Annotated in this window: 18 protein-coding genes; 7 read left to right on the top strand and 11 right to left on the bottom strand. The window is 61.6% G+C overall.

Features of this window, described 5'->3' with window-relative positions; genetic code table 11:
• Window positions 1–20 precede the first annotated feature (20 nt).
• Window positions 21–2,510, top strand: coding sequence for a cation-translocating P-type ATPase (locus CLH61_RS11350; RefSeq protein WP_099614850.1), 2,490 nt, complete (start codon window positions 21–23; stop codon window positions 2,508–2,510).
• Between the two features lie 19 nt (window positions 2,511–2,529).
• On the opposite strand, the gene CLH61_RS11345 is transcribed toward CLH61_RS11350, so the two are convergent.
• From CLH61_RS11345 to CLH61_RS11330, 4 genes are all read right to left on the bottom strand, one after another.
• On the bottom strand, window positions 2,530–4,470 hold the full coding sequence (locus CLH61_RS11345; RefSeq protein ID WP_099614849.1) for an alpha/beta hydrolase: 1,941 nt from the start codon (window positions 4,468–4,470) through the stop codon (window positions 2,530–2,532).
• Between the two features lie 202 nt (window positions 4,471–4,672).
• Window positions 4,673–6,025 (bottom strand): PhoH family protein, encoded by a 1,353-nt coding sequence (locus CLH61_RS11340; RefSeq protein WP_099614848.1) that lies wholly within the window; start codon window positions 6,023–6,025, stop codon window positions 4,673–4,675.
• Between the two features lie 76 nt (window positions 6,026–6,101).
• Entirely contained in the window at window positions 6,102–6,593 is a 492-nt protein-coding gene (locus CLH61_RS11335; protein ID WP_099614847.1) for a CBS domain-containing protein, read from the bottom strand.
• Between the two features lie 74 nt (window positions 6,594–6,667).
• Window positions 6,668–7,390: an START domain-containing protein gene (locus CLH61_RS11330; RefSeq protein ID WP_099614846.1), complete on the bottom strand. Its 723-nt coding sequence runs from the start codon at window positions 7,388–7,390 to the stop codon at window positions 6,668–6,670.
• Window positions 7,391–7,506: 116 nt separating this feature from the next.
• On the opposite strand from CLH61_RS11330, the gene CLH61_RS11325 reads away from it, so the two are divergent.
• On the top strand, window positions 7,507–8,547 hold the full coding sequence (locus tag CLH61_RS11325; protein WP_228152620.1) for a DUF2804 domain-containing protein: 1,041 nt from the start codon (window positions 7,507–7,509) through the stop codon (window positions 8,545–8,547).
• Window positions 8,548–8,598: 51 nt separating this feature from the next.
• Here CLH61_RS11325 and minE read toward each other — a convergent pair whose 3' ends face one another.
• The 5 genes from minE to CLH61_RS11300 form a co-directional block, all read right to left on the bottom strand.
• Window positions 8,599–8,850, bottom strand: coding sequence for a cell division topological specificity factor MinE (gene minE, locus CLH61_RS11320; RefSeq protein ID WP_099614845.1), 252 nt, complete (start codon window positions 8,848–8,850; stop codon window positions 8,599–8,601).
• A 3-nt stretch (window positions 8,851–8,853) separates the two neighbouring features.
• Entirely contained in the window at window positions 8,854–9,666 is an 813-nt protein-coding gene (gene minD, locus CLH61_RS11315) for a septum site-determining protein MinD (protein WP_099614844.1), read from the bottom strand.
• A 110-nt stretch (window positions 9,667–9,776) separates the two neighbouring features.
• Window positions 9,777–10,544, bottom strand: coding sequence for a septum site-determining protein MinC (gene minC, locus CLH61_RS11310; protein WP_099614843.1), 768 nt, complete (start codon window positions 10,542–10,544; stop codon window positions 9,777–9,779).
• Window positions 10,544–10,930, bottom strand: coding sequence for a HopJ type III effector protein (locus CLH61_RS11305; protein ID WP_099614842.1), 387 nt, complete (start codon window positions 10,928–10,930; stop codon window positions 10,544–10,546). The genes minC and CLH61_RS11305 overlap by 1 nt, the downstream gene beginning before the upstream one ends.
• Entirely contained in the window at window positions 10,927–11,238 is a 312-nt protein-coding gene (locus CLH61_RS11300) for a DUF1244 domain-containing protein (RefSeq protein ID WP_099614841.1), read from the bottom strand. Before CLH61_RS11300 ends, CLH61_RS11305 begins: the two co-directional genes overlap by 4 nt.
• A 103-nt stretch (window positions 11,239–11,341) precedes the next feature.
• Here CLH61_RS11300 and dinB point away from each other — a divergent pair, with 103 nt between their 5' ends.
• Window positions 11,342–12,406 carry a DNA polymerase IV gene (gene dinB / locus CLH61_RS11295; RefSeq protein ID WP_099614981.1) on the top strand — a complete coding sequence of 355 codons (1,065 nt, stop codon included), beginning with the start codon at window positions 11,342–11,344 and terminating at the stop codon, window positions 12,404–12,406.
• Window positions 12,407–12,433: 27 nt separating this feature from the next.
• Here the strand turns inward: dinB and CLH61_RS11290 are convergent, their stop codons facing one another.
• Window positions 12,434–13,006, bottom strand: coding sequence for a phosphatase PAP2 family protein (locus CLH61_RS11290; RefSeq protein ID WP_099614840.1), 573 nt, complete (start codon window positions 13,004–13,006; stop codon window positions 12,434–12,436).
• Window positions 12,972–14,192: a glycosyltransferase family 4 protein gene (locus CLH61_RS11285; RefSeq protein WP_099614839.1), complete on the bottom strand. Its 1,221-nt coding sequence runs from the start codon at window positions 14,190–14,192 to the stop codon at window positions 12,972–12,974. Before CLH61_RS11285 ends, CLH61_RS11290 begins: the two co-directional genes overlap by 35 nt.
• A 119-nt stretch (window positions 14,193–14,311) precedes the next feature.
• Between CLH61_RS11285 and CLH61_RS11280 the strand changes: the two genes are divergently transcribed.
• The 4 genes from CLH61_RS11280 (at window position 14,312) to CLH61_RS11265 (ending at window position 18,755) form a co-directional block, all read left to right on the top strand.
• On the top strand, window positions 14,312–15,349 hold the full coding sequence (locus CLH61_RS11280) for an NADP(H)-dependent aldo-keto reductase (protein ID WP_099614838.1): 1,038 nt from the start codon (window positions 14,312–14,314) through the stop codon (window positions 15,347–15,349).
• A 228-nt stretch (window positions 15,350–15,577) separates the two neighbouring features.
• Complete coding sequence (locus CLH61_RS11275; RefSeq protein WP_099614837.1) at window positions 15,578–15,898, top strand: hypothetical protein; 321 nt, start codon at window positions 15,578–15,580, stop codon at window positions 15,896–15,898.
• Between the two features lie 191 nt (window positions 15,899–16,089).
• A complete protein-coding gene (locus CLH61_RS11270) occupies window positions 16,090–18,297 on the top strand; it encodes an acetyl-CoA hydrolase/transferase C-terminal domain-containing protein (protein ID WP_099614836.1) in 2,208 nt (735 codons plus the stop codon).
• Complete coding sequence (locus CLH61_RS11265; protein ID WP_099614835.1) at window positions 18,297–18,755, top strand: FKBP-type peptidyl-prolyl cis-trans isomerase; 459 nt, start codon at window positions 18,297–18,299, stop codon at window positions 18,753–18,755. The genes CLH61_RS11270 and CLH61_RS11265 overlap by 1 nt, the downstream gene beginning before the upstream one ends.
• Window position 18,756: the final 1 nt, after the last annotated feature.

Raw genomic sequence — 18,756 nt, 5'->3', positions numbered from 1 at the left:
GTGCGGAGGGATCTTGCCTAATGAAACAGTTGATACCCACAGACCGATTGACCGGCCTTGCGGGCTCCTTGTCAGGCCTCAATGAGAAGGAGCGTGGCGAACGGCTGCTGCGCTATGGTCCCAATCGCATTGTTGAGCATGGCCGGTCCGGTATCTGGAGCGTACTGCAGGATTCACTCCGGGACCCGATGCTGTGGTTCCTGATAGGCACCGCTGCGGTATTTTTCCTGGTGGGCGAGTGGACGGAAGCCGTTGTGATGGTCGTTGCCCTGATCCCGTTTTTGGGCATGGACGCCTTCCTGCACCATCGCACCCAGGCCTCGACGGCAGGCCTTAAAAGCCAGTTGTTGACTTCCGCACGGGTACTGGTGGGCACTACCCCGGTGACGGTGCCGTCCGAAGACATCGTGCCGGGAGATCTGGTTGAGGTACGTGCCGGCGAGCCTTTTCCTGCCGATGGACTGATTGTCGCTGCCGACAACGTGCAGGTCGATGAATCGGTGCTGTCCGGTGAAGCCTACCCGGTGCGCAAAAGCGGGGTACGCTCAGGTCCGGACGGTGCCGTGGCCGGCGATGCGGACAGTGATGGCTGGGGGTTCGCCGGAACACGGGTGCTGACAGGCATGGCCCGCGTCCGCATTGCCTACACCGGGCGGGAAACGGCCTACGGTGAAATCGTTCGTACGGCGGTGGAAGGTACCTTGAAACGGACGCCGCTGCAGCAGGCGGTTGCGGAACTGGTGCGGGTATTGCTCGCCGTTGCGCTGGTAATTTGCCTGGTACTCGCGCTGACCCGGTTGTGGCAGGGGCACGGCATGCTGGATGCCATACTCAGTGCTGTGACGCTGGCGGTGGCCGCGCTTCCTGAAGAGTTTCCCGTCGTATTGACTTTTTTTCTGGGGCTGGGCGTGTTCCGGCTGGCGCGGCGCCGGGCTCTGGTCCGGCGTGCGGTGGCGGTGGAGAACATCAGCCGGGTAACCGCCATCTGCTCTGACAAGACCGGGACGATGACCGCCGGTCAGCTGGTCCTGGCGCATCAGTTTCCTGCGGAGGGTTATAGTGCGATCCTGCTGCAGATAGCAGCCGCTGCCTCGCGTGGGGAATCGGGTGATCCCATGGATGCAGCCATTCTTGAGGCCGTTGCGGAGCATCCGCCGATTGAACCGGTAGCGAGCTTTCCCTTTACCGAAGACCGCAAACACGAGACCAACCTATTTCGCCAGGGGGGCACTCTGCAGGCAGCGGTCAAGGGCGCGCCGGAAACCGTCCTGGCTCTCAGCGCTGAGGATGCCGCGACACGGCAGCAGTGGCTGGACCGGGTGGCGGAGCTGGCGGCCACCGGTCACAAGGTCATTGCCTGTGCGCACCGTGTACTGCCGCCAGGCCACGCCGTCGACACTGAACCGGATACCGGCTTTAGCTTCAGCGGTTTACTCGCGTTCGAGGATCCGGTGCGGGAGGGTGTGGCCGAGGCATTGCGCAGCTGTCTGGCGGCAGGAATCCGGGTCATTATGGTGACGGGGGATCATCCGCTGACCGCGACGGCCGTCGCGCGGGAGATTGGCCTGGGGGGAGCAACCCCGCGGGTGCTTACGGGCGATGAACTCAGTGCCTGTCTCGCCAGTGGCGACTCCGATGATCTGGAGCGGGTGGATGTCGTTGCCCGGGCGGTACCGACGGTTAAACTGCAGTTGGTCAAGGCCCTGCAGGCCGGGGGAGAAGTGGTGGCGGTCACCGGAGATGGGGTCAATGACGTACCGGCGTTGAAGGCGGCGGACATCGGCATCGCCATGGGCGAGCGCGGTACCCGAAGTGCCCGTGAAGTCGCATCGATCGTGTTGATGGACGATAACTTTCGCACCATCGTCCGTGCCATGGAGGAAGGCTGGCAGCTGTTCCGTAACCTGAAACTGAGCTTCCAGTACCTGTTGATGATTCACATCCCGCTGGTCATCACGGCAACGCTGATTCCGTTGCTGGGGTTTCCGGTGCTGTATCTGCCAATCCACATCGTTTGGCTTGAGCTCATTATTCACCCAACCGCCTTGCTGGTGTTCCAGAACCTTCCGGAACACGCCCGCTTACCGCTGGCGACGCGAACCGGCAAGGCAATTCTGTTCTCCCGCCAGGATGTTATCCAGGTGCTCGTTGTGGGCCTGCTGACGACCGCCCTGATCTACTGGAGTTTCCTGCGCAGCCTGGGCGAAATGCAGGATGTGGCTCATGCCCGTTCGATGGCACTTGCGACACTGATCGTTGCAGGAGCGGTGATGACAGCTGGCCTGAGCCGGCTCAGGGGGAGGGTGGCGGTAATGGTTACGGTGGCTGGTCTGCTATCCGCTCCCCTGTTAATCCAGCCGGATGCCGTTGCGGTGGCGCTTCATCTGAGCCCCTTGCACCTGGCCGACTGGTTGCGCGCCGTGGGCAGTGGTGTTCTGGTGGCTATCCCGTTGGTTGCGGGTGCGCTGCTGCGTCGCAGCTCACGCACCGGCAAGCGCGCCCGTGCCTGAGCTGCGAGGGTTTGGTTGCTCAGTTCGATGCTGACACTGTAAATGGTGCCTGGCCGTCCGCACTCAGCACCGGTAACGCCACCTGACCGCTGACCGTCACATACTGGCTGGCCAGGTCCCGCGAGAAGGCGCCGACGAAGGTCGGGTGCTGGCCGTACAGCATCAGCACCAGCTGGTCACCGGCGTTCAGTCGCTCGGCGATACCGGTGAGCTGGATGCGGTGACTGCCCAGGCCGCGAACCGGTTGAACCTGTTCATCAATCAGCTCCGGGATACTGGCGCCGCCGCGGACCACGCCCACCCCGAGGAACAGGATTGCGTCACAGGTGCCGGTGGCGGCCATCGGGTCCGAGCTGTCGAGGCACAGCTCATCGAGGGCCGCATCGCCCAGGCTCAGGGACAGCTCGGCGGTCGGAATGCCGGCAATGACGGCGTCTTCCTCGACCGTCAGCAGCGGCACCAGTGTGGGTACAGCACCCAGTACCCCGATCGGTGCGACTACCGGCAGTTGCTGGCCGAGCAGGTCGTAGGCAATGGGGAAGCTGGCGCCGCCCACCGTCACTTCCGGGGCGGATACGCTGTCGCCCGGCGACAAGGTGTAGCAGATTTGCTGGCCGGTGGTGATGACGTTATCCGCGTCCCCTTTCCCCAGCAGCTTGTCGTTGAACCAGGCGAGAGTCGCCTGATTGATTCCGATGTCGCCGCAGCTGGCCAGCACATTCAGGCCCTCGGCCGGCAGTTCCGGCAGGGCCTCACCGTAGAAGCCCAGACTGTCCAGGGTTTCCTGGATCAGCCCCACGTTTGGCGCCAGGTAATGATGGCTGAACGGGTAGGTCAGCAGTCGCACGTCGCCCCCGGCCCTGGTCATTGCCAGGTAGTTGTCATAGGCATCGTTGAAGGGGAACAGGCTGTCGCGCATGCCCTGGAACATCAGCACATCCACCGGGTAGGGCATGCTTCGGGGTGTCTTGATGATGTAACGGCCGTCACTGGTGACCGGAAGCTGGCCCGTGATCGGGTCCAGCAGGTATTCCTGGCTGTTACCGCTGTCGTACAGCTCAAGCCCGCGCTCGTTGTCGGCAAAGTAGCTCGGGCTGTGGTAGTGGAAGAAATCCAGGGCAGTATCCGGGAAGCGGTTCTGCAGGATACCGTCCAGCAGCGACGACCGCAGGAACGGGTCCATGGAGCCGCCGCTGCCGGTGTCACCCATGACCGACAGGAAGGCCAGCCAGTAGTTCTTGGTGACATTGCCCGGATTCAGGCTGTAGGTCAGGTCGTGCCAGGTTATCTGCGGGACCATGGCATCCATCCGCCGGTCCGGATCCACGTTGTACAGCAGATACTGGAAACCACCGCCATAACTGCCGCCGACGGCGCCCAGCAACAGGTTGTCATCACGGTATTTCAGGTAGTCCAGATTGGCTTCGGCCCAGTCCACAATCTGCACCAGGTCCTCACCTTCAAAGTCCGGATCCATCACCCGGATGGTGCCGCCGCTCTCGCCATGGCCGCGCTGGTCAATGCTGATGACAGCATAGCCGGCATCCACCAGTGGCTCGATCGGCGACAGCGGATCTTCCCCGGCGCTGGTGGAGCGCGAACCGCTGAAGCCGTGGCCCTGAAGAATCAGTGGATGGCCGCCCTGGCAGTCAAACTGGGCGGGCTCGAAGACGTTGAACACAATGGCGGCACCGTCGATGCGGGAGGGCATTTCGACCCGATAGCTGCGCCCGCCGGCCAGATCCTCCTCGCGCTGGCAGGAGGCCGGCGCCAGTGCGGCAAGGCTGGCAGGTAGCGGCCTGGCGCTGGCGTCGTTCTCATGCACTTCGCGGTCGCCACCGACGATAGCTTCGGGCTGGGCGATGGGAGAGGTCGCTGCGGTGTCGCCGCCCCCGCCGCCACAGGCGGCCAACAACAGTGTACTCAGGCCAATCAGGGCCGGGGATGTCCGATGGTTCATGGTCTCGCCTTTGTAATTATTTGTTTCGACAGTTACGGAGTGTGACTGGCTTCACAGTAAGGCGGCGGCGCGGTTTCGTGGATGGCCAGATAGCCCGGGCGGGCTGTCGGTTTGGCCAACAGGTCGGGGCGGCGTTGGTGGCGTGTTATTGGCGATGCTGGCGGGGCCGGACACCGGATGTCCGGGCCCCGTCAGTACCGTGTCAGAGGTTGGCCTCGGCATACTCGGCCAGCGCCGAGCGGGGCACGCCCTGCAGATGGATATGGCCACCATGACGGAAGCCCTTGAAGCGCTCCGTCATGTAGGTCAGCCCGGAGCTCAGGGCACTGAGGTAGGGCGTATCGATCTGCGCCAGGTTGCCCAGGCAGATCACCTTCGAGCCGTTGCCTGCCCGGGTGATGATGGTCTTGATCTGGTGTGGCGTCAGATTCTGGGACTCGTCAATGATGATCAGGCTGTGCTGGAAGCTGCGGCCGCGGATGTAGTTCATCGACTTGAAGTGCAGGGGCACCTTGCTGAGGATGTAGTCGACGCTGGCGGTCATGTTCTCGTCGTCCTCGTGAAGTGCCTCCAGATTGTCCACGATGGCGCCAAGCCAGGGCTCCATTTTTTCCGCCTCGGTGCCCGGCAGGAAGCCGATGTCTTCATCCAGGCCCTGGGTGCTGCGGGTGGCAATGATGCGCTTGTACATCTTGCTGGCCACCGTCATTTCGATGCAGGCCGCCAGTGCCAGGATGGTCTTGCCGGAGCCGGCGGAGCCGGTGAGGTTGACCAGGTGGATGTCGGGGTCCAGCAGCAGGTTCAGGGCCATGGCCTGGTAGATATCCCGCGGTACCAGGCCCCAGACCTCTTCATTCATCAAGTCGTGCTGGTGCAGGTCGCGGATCACCACCTGGGTGTCGCTCAGGTCGGTCACCTTGCCGATGAAGCCCTGCTGGTCAATGACAAACTCGTTGATGTTGAGCTTGGCCAGCTCGCCCTCGCGCTTGAGAATGTGTTCGGTGATGCCTTCCCGCTGCAACGTTTCCACCTTGGCGATGGTTTCCCAGAACGAGTTGGGGAACTCACGGTAGCCCTGGGGCAGCAGGTCGATGTCATCCAGCAGCTGGTCGTTGTGGTAATCCTGGGCTTCGACCCCGAATCCACGGGCCTTCAGCCGCATGTTGATGTCCTTGCTCACCAGGATGATTTCCCGGCTCTTGTGACGGCTTTGCAGCGCGGCCAGGCTGTTGATGATCTTGTTGTCGTTCAGGTTATTGGGCAGGGCGTGGTCGGCCAGGCCCTCGGTACTCATCAGGATGGACAGGGTGCCCAGAGGGTCAGCCTTGCCCCGCACGATCGGCACGCCCTTTTCGATCTCTTTCGGGGTGGCATCGCCCAGCAGTTTGTCGATGTGGCGGATCGCCTGCCGGCAGTCGGCCGCCACCGCCTGCTTGCCGGATTTGAGACTGTCGAGTTCTTCGAGGACCGTCATCGGGATGATGACGTCGTGTTCTTCAAAGTTGAGGAGGGCGTTGGGGTCGTGGATCAGCACGTTGGTGTCGAGAACATACATTTTTTTGCGAGCTTGCGGTGCTCTTGGCATAAGGCTCGATACCTCTCTGGGCAGGCGGCTGTGGGTTGCTGGCGGGTCAGTCTTCCCCGGCGCAGCGGGTGGTCAGTGCCTTGTCTGAAATGAGTTTTAGCATATCGTAAGTTGTTATGATGCCAGTTATTTTCTGATCTTTTGTGACAAAGATCCGGTGCAGGTGCTCACGCATCATAATGTCGGCAATTTCGCGTACCGGCGTCCGTTCGTCAACCGAAAGTACGATCGGGGTCATGATGTCCCTGACTTCCACCGGCACTTTTGCCATTTCCTCGAAAATCACCATGCGCAGGCGACGGGCCTCTTCCTGTTCTTCAGCAGTCAGCTGCTTGCCGCCCTCACTGCGGGAGGCGTTCCAGCGAAACTCGGTGATGTCCTTGAGGGTGGCAATGCCCACAATCTCACCGGTTTCGTCGGTGACCGGACTGCCGGTGATTTCGTTGTCGGTGAGGAAGCGGGCCAGCCGGTCCATGGTCCAGGATTGGGGAACGGCCTTGATGCTGGGAGTCATGATCTCGTAAGCGAGAACGGTCATTAAACGGAGTCCTGCCAGTTGTGGGTCCTGCTATCGGGAAGCTTAGCGTTTCAGACCGGCGCCGTCACCTCCGATCAGGGATTTCCTTCCACGCCAACCAGTTCGCCGTCCTGGTTCCAGATCAGCCGATGGTCCTGGTAGCGTTCGGTACGGGCGACGCGTTCGAGCTGTTCCATGGATCGTACCGGGATATCCACCAGCAGGGTATTTACCAGCCAGCCCGGGATAGCTCCGTTAGGATCGGTGTGCTGGATCCAGACCATGCGGGTCTGATCACCCTGGGCAACGAATCGGTACAGGGTATCGGAACGGTCGACCCGGACATGGCCCTCAACCGGGTCGCGGCGATTGGGGGTGGCGTTGAGATCCATGATGATCTCACCGCTGGTACGGTCGCCGCGGGTGCGGATATGCAGGACATAGTCCCGGTCTGCAACCGGCCATGGCATGTCGTTGACGGAATACGCGAAGCGGTCGTGGAAGTGGCCGTCACCAAAGGCATAGGACTCGCTGCAGTTGTGGACCCATTCGACACAGGACTGCGGGTTGACCATCACGGCCATCAGGTTTTCGAGGGGGACGTCCATCACCGCCTCTGCCTTGAAGGCCTTGAAGTCAGAGTCAGGCTGGTTGATGGTGTAGACCCGGATGGCGCCGGCTTCCTTGCGCAGCGTCCAGGCAGGGTCGGTTTCGGCCGGCAGCGCGGCCGAGAGCCGGGCGCTGGTGGCCAGCAGAACCGTGATACAGACCAGCGCGGTCAGCCGGCCCGTTACGGTATGGGCGCGTTGATTGGCCATGGAGTAGACTTCCCTGATGGATTTTGGCGGAGTCTAGCATGGCGCCCCCGGGGCCTGCGGGGTGTAACCGGAGGTTTGTGAACTGGGTAACCCGGCGGGTTGCCTGATCCCGGAAAATGGCCCGATTTGATGAGTGGATTGCGATGAATGGATACGACGGCAAACTGATTGATGAGCGTGGCCAGGTGACACCCGGGGTGTTACCGCAGGCCGTTGCGGAGGTCAATTATCTCGACTACGACCTGAGAAATGTGATGGACCGGCGTCGCTCGCGGCTGGCACGGCGCTGGCGCTTCAACCAGTTCCAGTTCATCGGGGTCATGGCCCGGGACTGGGTGTTCGGGGCGGCCGTGGCGGATCTCAAGCTGATCGCCAATGGTTTTTTCTATCTCTACGACTTCACCTCCGGAGCCCTGCTGGAACACAGTAGCCTGCAGCCACTGGCGCGGGGTACCCATATTGAACCGCGGCCCGAGGATGGCGCGGCCCACTATCGCAAGGGCGGTGTGGACATGCGGATCCTGGCCGATGGCCATTCCCGTCAGCTGACGATCACCGCGCCCGGGGATATCCGTATCCTGCTCGACCTGCAACAGGACGAGGACCCCCTCCGCCTGGTCAGCCGCGCCGGCTATAACGGCTGGGCGTTCACCCGCAAGTCCGCTGGCCTGCCGGTGGATGGCGAAGTGCGTTGGGGCGACCGGGTGTGGCGCTGTGATGAGCAGTGCCGGGGCTCTATCGACTGGAGTTGCGGTTTTATGCGGCGTGAAACCGCGTGGAACTGGGCCTGTCTGGCGGGGCGGCTTGGCGATGGCCGGTCCCTGGGGCTGAACCTGGCGGCGGGCGTCAACGAAACCGGCGTCACCGAGAACGCGTTATGGCTCGACGGCCGCTGCATCCGGCTGGGCCTGGCAGACTTCCGCTTTGACCGCTACCGGCCGGAAACACCCTGGCGGGTAACCACCAGTGACGGTCGGGTGGACCTGCATTTTGTGCCGGCCGGCGTACGCAGGGAGCGGTTGAATGCGCTGGTGCTGGCCTCTAACTTCCGCCAGTTTGCCGGCACCTTTGAGGGTGTTGTGGTGGACGATCAGGGCCGGGAACTAGCCGTAACGGGGCTGAGGGGGCTGATGGAGGACCATTACGCGCGCTGGTAATGGCCCTTTGGGTAGCCTGCCGCCGTGCAGCGGCAGGACGACCCGGGGTGCCTAGTGTTCCGGCAGGGTGACGTTGAGTTCGAGAACCGAGCAGCGTTCGTTGCGGTCTACTTCGACCTGCACCATGTCATCGTCGATCTGCACGTACTTGCGAATGACCGCGAGCAGCTCCTGCTGCAGCTGGGGCAGGTAGTCCGGTTGCTCCCGCTGGCCCCGTTCATGGGCCACAATAATCTGCAGGCGTTCTTTGGCAACGCTGGCAGTGCCGGTTTTCTTGCTTCTGAAGTAATCGAGGAAACTCATCCGTTAGCCTCCCTTGAACATCCGTGAGAAGAAGCCCTTTTTCTGAGCTGTCATGAAGCGGTGCTCTCGCTCCTCGCCGAGCAGGCGGGCGACGGCGTCGTCGTAAGCCTGGCCGGCATCGCTCTCGGCCTCAAGGATGACCGGTACGCCCTGGTTGGAGGCGTTCAGCACCACCTGGGACTCGGGAATCACGCCCAGTAGCGGGATGGCAAGAATCTCCTCGACGTCCGCGACCGACAGCATTTCGCCTTTTTCCACCCGCGCGGGGTTGTAGCGGGTCAGCAGCAGGTGTTCACGAACCGGATCAAGGCCCATCTCGGCGCGGCGGGACTTGCTCTGCAGGATGCCCAGGATACGGTCGGAATCCCGCACCGAGGACACTTCCGGGTTGGTCACTACGATGGCTTCGTCGGCATAGTAGAGCGCCATCAGGGCGCCATGTTCGATGCCGGCCGGGGAGTCGCAGACGATGTAGTCGAAGGTTTCGGAGAGTTCGTTGATGACCTTCTCGACACCTTCCCGGGTCAGGGCTTCTTTTTCCCGGGTCTGGGAGGCCGGCAGGATGTACAGGGTATCGACCCGCTTGTCCCGGATCAGTGCCTGGTTGAGGGAGGCCTCGCCCTGGATGACATTGACGAAGTCGTACACCACCCGGCGCTCGCAGTTCATGATGAGATCGAGGTTGCGCAGGCCTACGTCAAAATCGATGACGACGGTCTTGTGGCCCCGCTTGGCGAGACCGGTGCTGATGGAGGCGCTGGTAGTGGTTTTGCCTACGCCACCCTTTCCTGAGGTAACGACAATGATTCTAGCCAAGGTTGCAATCCTGTTTTGCTGTGGATGTTTCGTCAGGCTCTTGTGCAGCGGCCCTGCTACGAACGTTCCGGTGTTTATGTTTCATTCATGTTCAGTACAGTGCTAACCGGTCAGGCCCTGTCCAGTGGCGTAACCACCAGCATGTCGTCCCTGAGCTGGATCTGGACCGCGGACTTCCAGCCGTTGTCCTGGAGATCTTCCGAGATTTTATAGTGTCCCGCAATGGACACAAGCTCTGCCTCCAGTGACTGACAGAATACCCGCGCCGATTCGGCGCCATGGATACCGGCCAGGGCACGACCTCGCAAGGGTCCGTAGACGTGGATGTTACCTGCTGCCAGTACCTCGGCTCCAGCCTGCACCGGGGCCAGAATGATCAGGTCACCCTCCGGTGCATAGACCTGCTGGCCCGAGCGGACCGGCTGGCTGATGATCCGCGCCGGGGTCGCCGCGCTCACCGTCTCAGCGACGGTAACCGGTTCCGGCTCCGCTGTGCTGGTGGCAGGCTGCCCGGGACCGTCGGCTTGCGGAGCCGGCCCGTTGCGTTGGCTACCGGCCGGGAACAGGGCCAGCGACGCACCGCGGGCGAGCCGGCGCTGGTCGTCATCGCCACCGCGCACGCCGATCACATGGATGTTGTGACGGCGACAGCTGCCGATGATCTTGAAAAAATCCAGTTCGCTGGTGAGGCCTTCGTACTTCTCCAGGCTGATGATCAGCGGAATGTCCCGGAAGAAGCCAGGGGCCTGGCTGATCTTGTCCCGCAGGGTGCTCTCGAAGTCGGTCTCATCATAGAAGTAAAGCTCCAGGGCCGTCATCGACACATTGGCGCTTTTGAGCTGGAAGCACTGCTTCAGGTCTGGCGCGGTTTCACTCATCAGCGACTCCCTTCACTGGCATCTTCGGTTAACGGGGCCGCCCTCAGGCGCAGCGGTTGGCCCTCGAAGCGGATGCCGGACCAGCCGGTGCTGATGAACTGGCGGATGTTGCCGTGGCTGCTGCCGGCGGGCTCATCCATTACCTCCTGGTAGTGCTGGGCAAACAGCCGGAGGGTATCGGCTTCACTCAGGTTGCCGTACTGGCCGAGGGCGAACACCCGGCAGGAGCCGGCGTTTTCCCCGGGGCCGTTGAACAGCGGGCCATTGTGGAAGCCGGTGGGCTGGTAATCGAAGTGGCGCTCGATCAGGGCCAGGGTGTCGGCAAAGTCGGAGCGGCCGGCGTCCAGTGCGGCCAGGTGAATACGCAGGGCATCGTTGATGTTCATGCGTCCGGTCCGTTGCTGTCCTGATGGTGGTCTTTGTGTTCCTGTTTCGGGCCCTGCTGGTAACGGGCTTTCCAGTCTTCGTAGGGCATACCGTAAATGCGTTCCCGGGCTTCGGGGTCCGAAATCTCGAAGCCCCGCTCCGCTGCCTCGGCGCGGAACCACTTCGACAGGCAGTTGCGGCAGAAGCCGGACAGATTCATCAGGTCAATGTTCTGTACGTCGGTACGTTCCTGCAGGTGGCTGACCAGGCGGCGGAAGGCAGCGGCTTCGATTTCAGTCTGGGTCTGTTCCGGGATTGGTGTTGTCATTAGATACTCGCATCGTAGTGAAGGGTTCCTGACATTCTCGGCATGTTACCGTAAGATACAAGGCTGTATATATGTACAGATTGGTTACCCGGTCGCCATGTCCCTGAGTCAGCGCAAGATTATACACCTCGACTGTGACTGCTTTTATGCGGCGGTGGAGATGCGTGACGATCCGTCGTTGCGCCATGTGCCGCTGGCGGTAGGCGGTGAGGGTGGCCGCGGCGTCGTCACCACCTGCAACTACCGCGCCCGTGAATTCGGGGTGCGCTCGGCCATGCCCGGCGGTGAGGCGCGCCGCCTGTGCCCCGGACTGGTGACCGTGCCGCCGGACATGGCGCGTTATCGTGCCGTGTCAAAACAGGTGATGGATATTTTCCGGGAGCTCACGGATCTGGTCGAACCGTTGTCGCTGGACGAGGCATTCCTGGATGTCAGCGAGGTGGACAGCCATCACGGCAGCGCCACCCTGATGGCGGAGTACCTGCGCCGGCGGGTGCGTGACGAGGTAGGTATTACCGTGTCTGCCGGCGTGGCCCCCAACAAGTTCCTCGCCAAGGTTGCCAGCGACTGGAACAAGCCTGACGGCCTGTTTGTGATCCGTCCGCAGGATGTGGCCGCTTTCGTGGCAACCCTGCCGGTGGAAAAACTGTTCGGGGTGGGCCAGGTGACAGCCGCCAGACTCCACGACATGGGCGTCAGTACCTGCAGCGATTTGCAAAGGGTTGGGGTGGAGGTGCTCAGCGAGCGCTTCGGCAAGCAAGGCTTCAGGTTATTCGAAATGGCCCATGGCCGGGACGAACGGCCGGTGGTGGTTACCCGGATAGCCAAGTCGGTCAGTGTCGAGCGGACGTTTTCCCGTGACCTGCCGGACAAACAAGCGTGCGAGGCGGTACTTGGCGGGCTGGTGGATGACCTCAACCGGCGGCTGAGCCGCAAGGCCGGTCACAAGCCGTTGCACAAGTTGTTCGTCAAGGTGCGGTACAGTGACTTTTCCACCCATACCCTGGAGCGGATCCGCGACCAGGTCCGCGAACCGGCCGTCGATGATTACCGCCCGCTGCTCGATGAGCTGGTGACCGACAGCCAGCGGCCGGTCCGGCTGCTGGGCCTCGGGGTGCGGTTCCGTAATGACGACGCGCCGGTCATGCAGCTGCGGTTATTCGACTGACGCCGGCATCATCCGCTGTCCTGACCTTCAGCCGCCAAACACCGTCACCAGGCTGTCCCCCAGTCCGTTCACCATGACCACCCCCATGGCGCCGCCGATGATGGCGCCGGCAATGACGTCGCTGGGGTAGTGGAGGCCGAGAATCACCCGTGACGCCGCCACGCTCAGGGTGAAGGGCAACAGGGCCCAGGCCATGGTCGGCGCGGTAAGGGCCAGAACGGTGGTAAAACAGACGGCGTGGAGGGTGTGCCCGGAGGGAAAACTGTAACGGTCCAGCGGCGGCGTACCGCAGCTGATGGACGGGAAGGAGATAAACGGGCGTTCACGGATTAGCCAGCGTTTCAGCAGCTTGTAGATCAGGGTGCAGCACAGTCCGGTAAGGGCCAGCAGCAGGCCGAGCGCCAGTCCGTTGGTGGGAAACAGCAGGGGCATGGCGAGGATGACGGCATACCACAGCCAGCCGTCACCGAGCCTTGAAACTACCTGGAAATAGGTCAGTACCGGGCGGAAGCGGGTGGACCGGTTGATCGCCTGGCACAGGGCGAATTCCCGTTGATCCACCAGGTTAAAGAAGCGAGACGCTTTGCTTGTCGAGGACATGGTGTTTGGCCTTTGTGGGTGGCTTCAGTACCAGTTGTTCGAATTGTTCGACCTGGGCCTGCCAGCTGAGGTCAAGGGCGTCCAGCCGGGCCTGGGTGCGAACCCGGCTCAGCAGGGTTGGCTGGTCAGTCAGCCGGAGTGCGCCATCAATGTAGCCATCGTCATCGTCAAGGCGCGCTTTCATGCCATTCTCTTCGTGACGGATATGCTCGCTGGCAGCACCATCATCAAAAGCAATCACCGCCAGCCCGCTGGCCATGGCCTCGGTGACCACGTTACCGAAGGTGTCAGTTTTGCTGGGGAACAGGAACAGGTCGGCGGAGGCGTAGTGCCTTGCCAGGTCCTCGCCGCGGCGGATGCCACAGAAAATATAGTCCGGGTGGCGGTTCTCCAGGCGTTGGCGCAGTGGCCCGTCGCCCACCAGGACGAACCGGGCGGCGGGGTGGATGCCGCGGATGCGTTCAAAACAGGCGGCGGCCATTTGCAGGTTTTTCTCCGAGGCCAGGCGTCCGACGTAGAGCACCGCACGATCGCCGGGGCGCAGTCCCCAGCTGCTGCGCAGGTCGTCATCCCGCTTGCGGGGCGAGAACCGGTTGCAATCCACGCCCCGGCTCCAGATGGCGGTCGGTGTAATGCCCATGGCCGCAACAGTCCGCTGCATGCGACCGGTCGGCACCAGGGTTACCGCGGTCTGGTTGTGGAACCAGCGGCCATAGGCACAGAGGAATTTCTCAAGAAAACCGGCGCCGTAGTAATGGCTGTAGCTGTGGAAATTGGTATGGAAGCCGGAGATGACCGGCAGGTCCAGCTTGCGGGCGGCCGCAATGGCGGCCACGCCAAGCGGTCCCTGGGTGGCAACGTAAACGGCATCGGGCCGGCAGTCCTGCCAGTAGCGGACCAGGGTGCGTTTGCGAACCAGGCCGAAACGCAGGTCGGCGTAGCCGGGCAGGGGCAGGCCGGCAACCAGGTGCTCAGCGGTGAACAGGGCGTCACCCGGGCCGTCAGCCGTGCCGGTGGTTTCGTGGCGCTGCCGGGGTCTGACGACAGTCACCCGGTGGCCGCGCGCCATCAGTCCGTGACACAGGTGCCGGAGCGTGTTTGCCACACCATTGATCTCCGGAGGAAAGGTCTCCGAAACAATGGTAATGTGGCTGGTCCGTCCCGGGGGCTGGGGGCTTTCCGTCATGGTGCTTCCTGTGAAACTGGCCTGGTTCATGGTTCCACTATGGAAAGCCCGTGTGACAGTCAGGCGACAGTCCTGTGACAATACTTTTACCCGTTAGGTGGATCTGAACCGGAGGAAACATGCAGAAGCGCACGCTCGGCAAAACCGGCCTCGAAGTGACTGAAATCTGTCTTGGTACCATGACCTGGGGCGAGCAGAACAGCGAACAGGAAGCCTTTGAACAACTGGATCTGGCAACCGCTGCCGGGATCAATTTTATCGATACGGCCGAAATGTATCCGGTGCCACCGCGTGCGGAAACCCAGGGGCTGACCGAGACGTTTCTGGGGAACTGGCTGGCCCGCCGCGGCCGGCGCGACGACCTGGTGATCGCCTCGAAAGTGGCCGGGCCGGGGAATGGACTGGGTTATCTGCGCAACGGCCCCAGACTGACCCGTGACCATATCCGCAAGGCGTGTGAGGACAGCCTGCGGCGCCTGCAAACAGACTATATCGATCTCTACCAGGTCCACTGGCCGGACCGCAATACCAATTTCTTCGGCAAGCTGGGGTATGTCCACAAGGCCGACGAACAAATGACGCCGATCGAGGAGACCCTGGGTGCCCTCGACGAGCTGGTAAAGGAGGGCAAGGTCCGTCACGTCGGGCTGTCCAACGAGACCGCCTGGGGCACCATGGAGTACCTGCGGCTGGCGCGGGAGAAGGGCTGGCCGCGGGTGGCCAGTATCCAGAATCCTTACAATCTGCTCAATCGTTCATTCGAGGTGGGGCTGGCGGAGATTGCCCATCGCGAGGACGTCGGATTGCTGGCCTACTCCCCGCTGGCCTTTGGTACCCTGTCTGGCAAGTACCTGGACGGGCAGCGTCCCCCGGCCGGTCGCCTCACCCTGTTCGAGCGGTTCAGTCGCTATACCCGGGAGCAGGGCGATGCTGCGGTCCGCGCCTACGTGGAGCTGGCGCGTGCCCATAATCTGTCGCCGGTGCACCTGGCGTTGGCCTATGTCACCGGTCGCAGCTTTGTGACCAGCAATATTATTGGTGCCACCACCATGACGCAGTTGCGGGAGAACCTGGAGTCAGCAACGGTCACCCTCAGTGATGAGGTATTGACGGAGATCGAGGCGATCCACGCCCGTTATACCTACCCCTGCCCCTAGTTCTGGCAGGGCTATCCCGGGGATTGTCGGTTCCCCGGGATAGCCATTGAGCGGCTGCGGATTACATTCGACAACAAAACCGAGTATTTCTTGACACTAAAGTTGACTTAACGTGACAAAAAACCGACCCAAATGTGTCGGTTTTCACATCTTTTAGGGTGTCAATCATTAGACTTTAGCAGGGTAAGGCTCTAGAATTTCCAACCCTGAAAAGGTCGTTGTGGTCCCATGATTATTCGCATTTTTATCGCACTTCTCGCTCTGAATATGGTCGCTTTCGTGGTTCGTGCCGAAGCGGGTGAGAATCGCGTTTTTGCGGATGAGATTCCGCAGCAGGATATCTACGAGTTGCAGGAGCAGATGTCGGGCGATTTTGACTCCGACGACACCTCGGATGCCCTCGCCGAGATTGGTTCCCGCCTGCTCAGCCTGAAGCTCAGCAAGTCTTATGCTAATGAGCGCTATTACGCCTCCCATGCGGCCCGCCCGGATCATGGTGTTGCGCTGCTTGAAGAAGGCGCCTGCCTGAACCTGAAATGGAACTTCTGATCCTGCCTTTGTTACCCTGACATTACCGCGAACCGGTGCCTGCTGACTCCCGGTGCTGCCGCTTCCCGTTCTGATGCCCGTTTCAACAGGCCAGTATGACTCCGTCCGGGGTGATCTGGCTCATTGTTTGCCGTATGGTCTCGTGTAATTATCTGACCAAGCTGATTCAAGCGTGATAAAGGAGTGTTGCGATGTCTGCAGACAAACCGCTGACGGTGTCTGATGTCAATGCCTGTGTGGATGCCGTAATCGGGAAAGTCGGGCGCAACATCACGCTCGGTTTGCCGTTGGGGCTGGGCAAGCCGGTCCGCTTCATCAATGCGCTTTACCAGCGTGCCAAAGACGATCCCACTCTCAATCTCCATATCGTCACCGCGCTTTCCCTGTTGGCACCTCAGGGCGGCTCCTCCCTTGAAAAGCGCTTCATGGGGCCGTTCACCGAGCGGCTCTATGGCCGGATTCCGGAACTGGCCTATGCCCGTGATGTGGTGAATGGTCAGCTTCCGGATAACGTGCGGGTGTCGGAGTTTTTCTTCAAGGCAGGTACCTTCCTCCGTCACGAGGAGCAACAGCGCAATTATGTCTGCACCAACTACACTCACGCGGTGCGTGACCTGATGGCACTGGGGGTCAATGTCATAGGCCAGCTGGTGTCGGCGTCGCCGGAGCATGCACCCGGCCACGTCAGCCTGAGCTGTAATCCCGATCTCTCCCTCGACCTGTTTCCGCTGTTGCGGGAGCGGGAACGAGGCGGCACCGCGGTTGCGCTGGTCGGGGAAAAGAACAGTAACCTGCCATACTTCGGGCACAAGTCAGCCCTCCCGCTGACAGAGTTTGATGTTGTGCTGGAACACCGGGCTTCCGATTACCCGCTGTTTTCTGCACCACAGATGGCGATCAGTCCGGAAGACCACCTGATCGGCTTCTACGCCAGTGCCTTGCTGAAAGACGGCGGCACGCTCCAGGTCGGCATCGGGTCGCTGGGTGCCGCGCTGGTGTACAGCACCATCATGCGCCATACCAACAACAAGGTCTGGCGGGAACTGTTCAGCCGCCTGCGGGTCGGGGACCGGTTTCCGCTCACCCTGACCGAAGGTGGCTCGGCTCCTTTTGCCAAGGGGCTCTATGGCTGCAGTGAAATGATGGTGGATGGCTTTATCCACTTGCTGGAAGCCGGTGTTCTGAAGCGCGAAGTATTTGATCATGCCGGGTTGCAGCAGCTGATCAACAAGGGTCATATCAGTGACGAGGTCTCGCTGCGAACCCTGGATGTACTGCGGCGGGTAAAGCTGGTGGATTCGCCCCTGCGGGCGCGGGATGTGCAGTGGTTGCAGCAATACGGAATCCTCAAGCCGGATGTGGTGTTCCGGGGCGGACGGCTGGTGGTGGGTGAGCAGTCGCTGGTGCCGGACCTCGACGATGCGGCCGCTCGCGAGGCTCTTGCGCAGCTGGCGCTGGGAGACCGGCTGACCGGTGGTGTCCTGATGCACGGTGGTTTCTACGTGGGGCCGGAAGACTTCTACGAGAAGCTGCGAGGGCTGAGTCCGCAGCTCCGGGACAAGATCTCGATGACCAGCGTCAATTACATCAACCACCTGTATGATCACCGCTTTGGCAACCAGCGTCTCAAGGTTGCCCAGCGCTCCCACGGCCGGTTCATCAACTCGACCATGATGTACACCCTCAGCGGGGCGGCGGTGTCCGATGGCCTGGAAGATGGCCGGGTGGTCAGTGGGGTGGGTGGCCAGTACAACTTCGTTGCCATGGCCCACGAACTGCCCGGTGCCCGTTCCATCCTGACCATGCGGGCAACCCGCCAGGCCGGCGGCAAGACGCTGTCGAATATTGTGTTCAGTTATGGTCACTGCACCATTCCCCGCCATCTGCGGGACATTGTGGTGACCGAGTATGGTATTGCCGATTTACGGGGTCGTTCTGACGAAGATGTATACCTGGAACTGATCCGGATTGCCGACTCGCGGTTCCAGCCGGATCTGCTCCGGCAGGCCCAGAAGGCAGGCAAGGTGCCGGCGGATTTCCAGCTGCCGGTGGACTGGACCGGCAACACGCCGGAGGCTGTCCGCGAGGCCCTTGCCGGCTGTGGTGATGCCAGCCTGTTCCCGGCGTTTCCCTTTGGCTGTGACTTTACCGAGGAAGAGCTGATCCTAGGTAAGGCACTCAAGGCTCTGAAGGCCGCAACGGCCACGCCCCGTGGTAAACTGACGACGATCTTGCAGGCGCTGCGGGCCCGGGACGAGGAGGGGTATCTCGAGTCCATGCTTGAACGCATGGCGCTGCACAATCCCTCGGACCCGAAAGCCCGTCTTGAGCGCCGCCTGGTCATTCACGGTCTGCAAATGACCGCAAATTCGCCAGCTACAGGAAAATCGAAAAACTGATGCAAAAACCCGCTGTCTATACCGTTCACTACCGGCTGAAAAACAAGCTTGGCGAGATTATTGACACCTCCGAGGGCGCAGAACCGCTGCACTTTCTGATGGGCACGGATGGCGTGATCAAAGGGATTCAGGAAGCGGTACGAAACCGGGGAGTGGGTGACTGCCTGGAAGTCACGGTGCCCCCGGAGATGGCGTATGGCGAGCATAACCCCGACCTGGTGCGTAAAGTGCCCCGGTCGGCGTTTGATGGTGTTGAGGATCTGAAGATCGGCATGAAATTCCAGACCAATACCGGCGCCGATGCCCAGATTGTTCAGGTGATGGGTATGGATGGCAACCTGGTCCGGGTCGATGCCAACCATCCCCTGGCCGGCTTTACCCTCTACTTCGACCTCGAGATTATCGGCAAGCGTGAGGCCACGGACGAGGAAATTGCCGAAGGTCGCCCGCTGTACTGAT

The sequence above is a fragment of the Marinobacter profundi genome, from assembly GCF_002744715.1.
Classification (GTDB): Bacteria; Pseudomonadota; Gammaproteobacteria; order Pseudomonadales; family Oleiphilaceae; genus Marinobacter; species Marinobacter profundi.
This window is presented reverse-complemented; position numbering and strand designations above follow the sequence as displayed.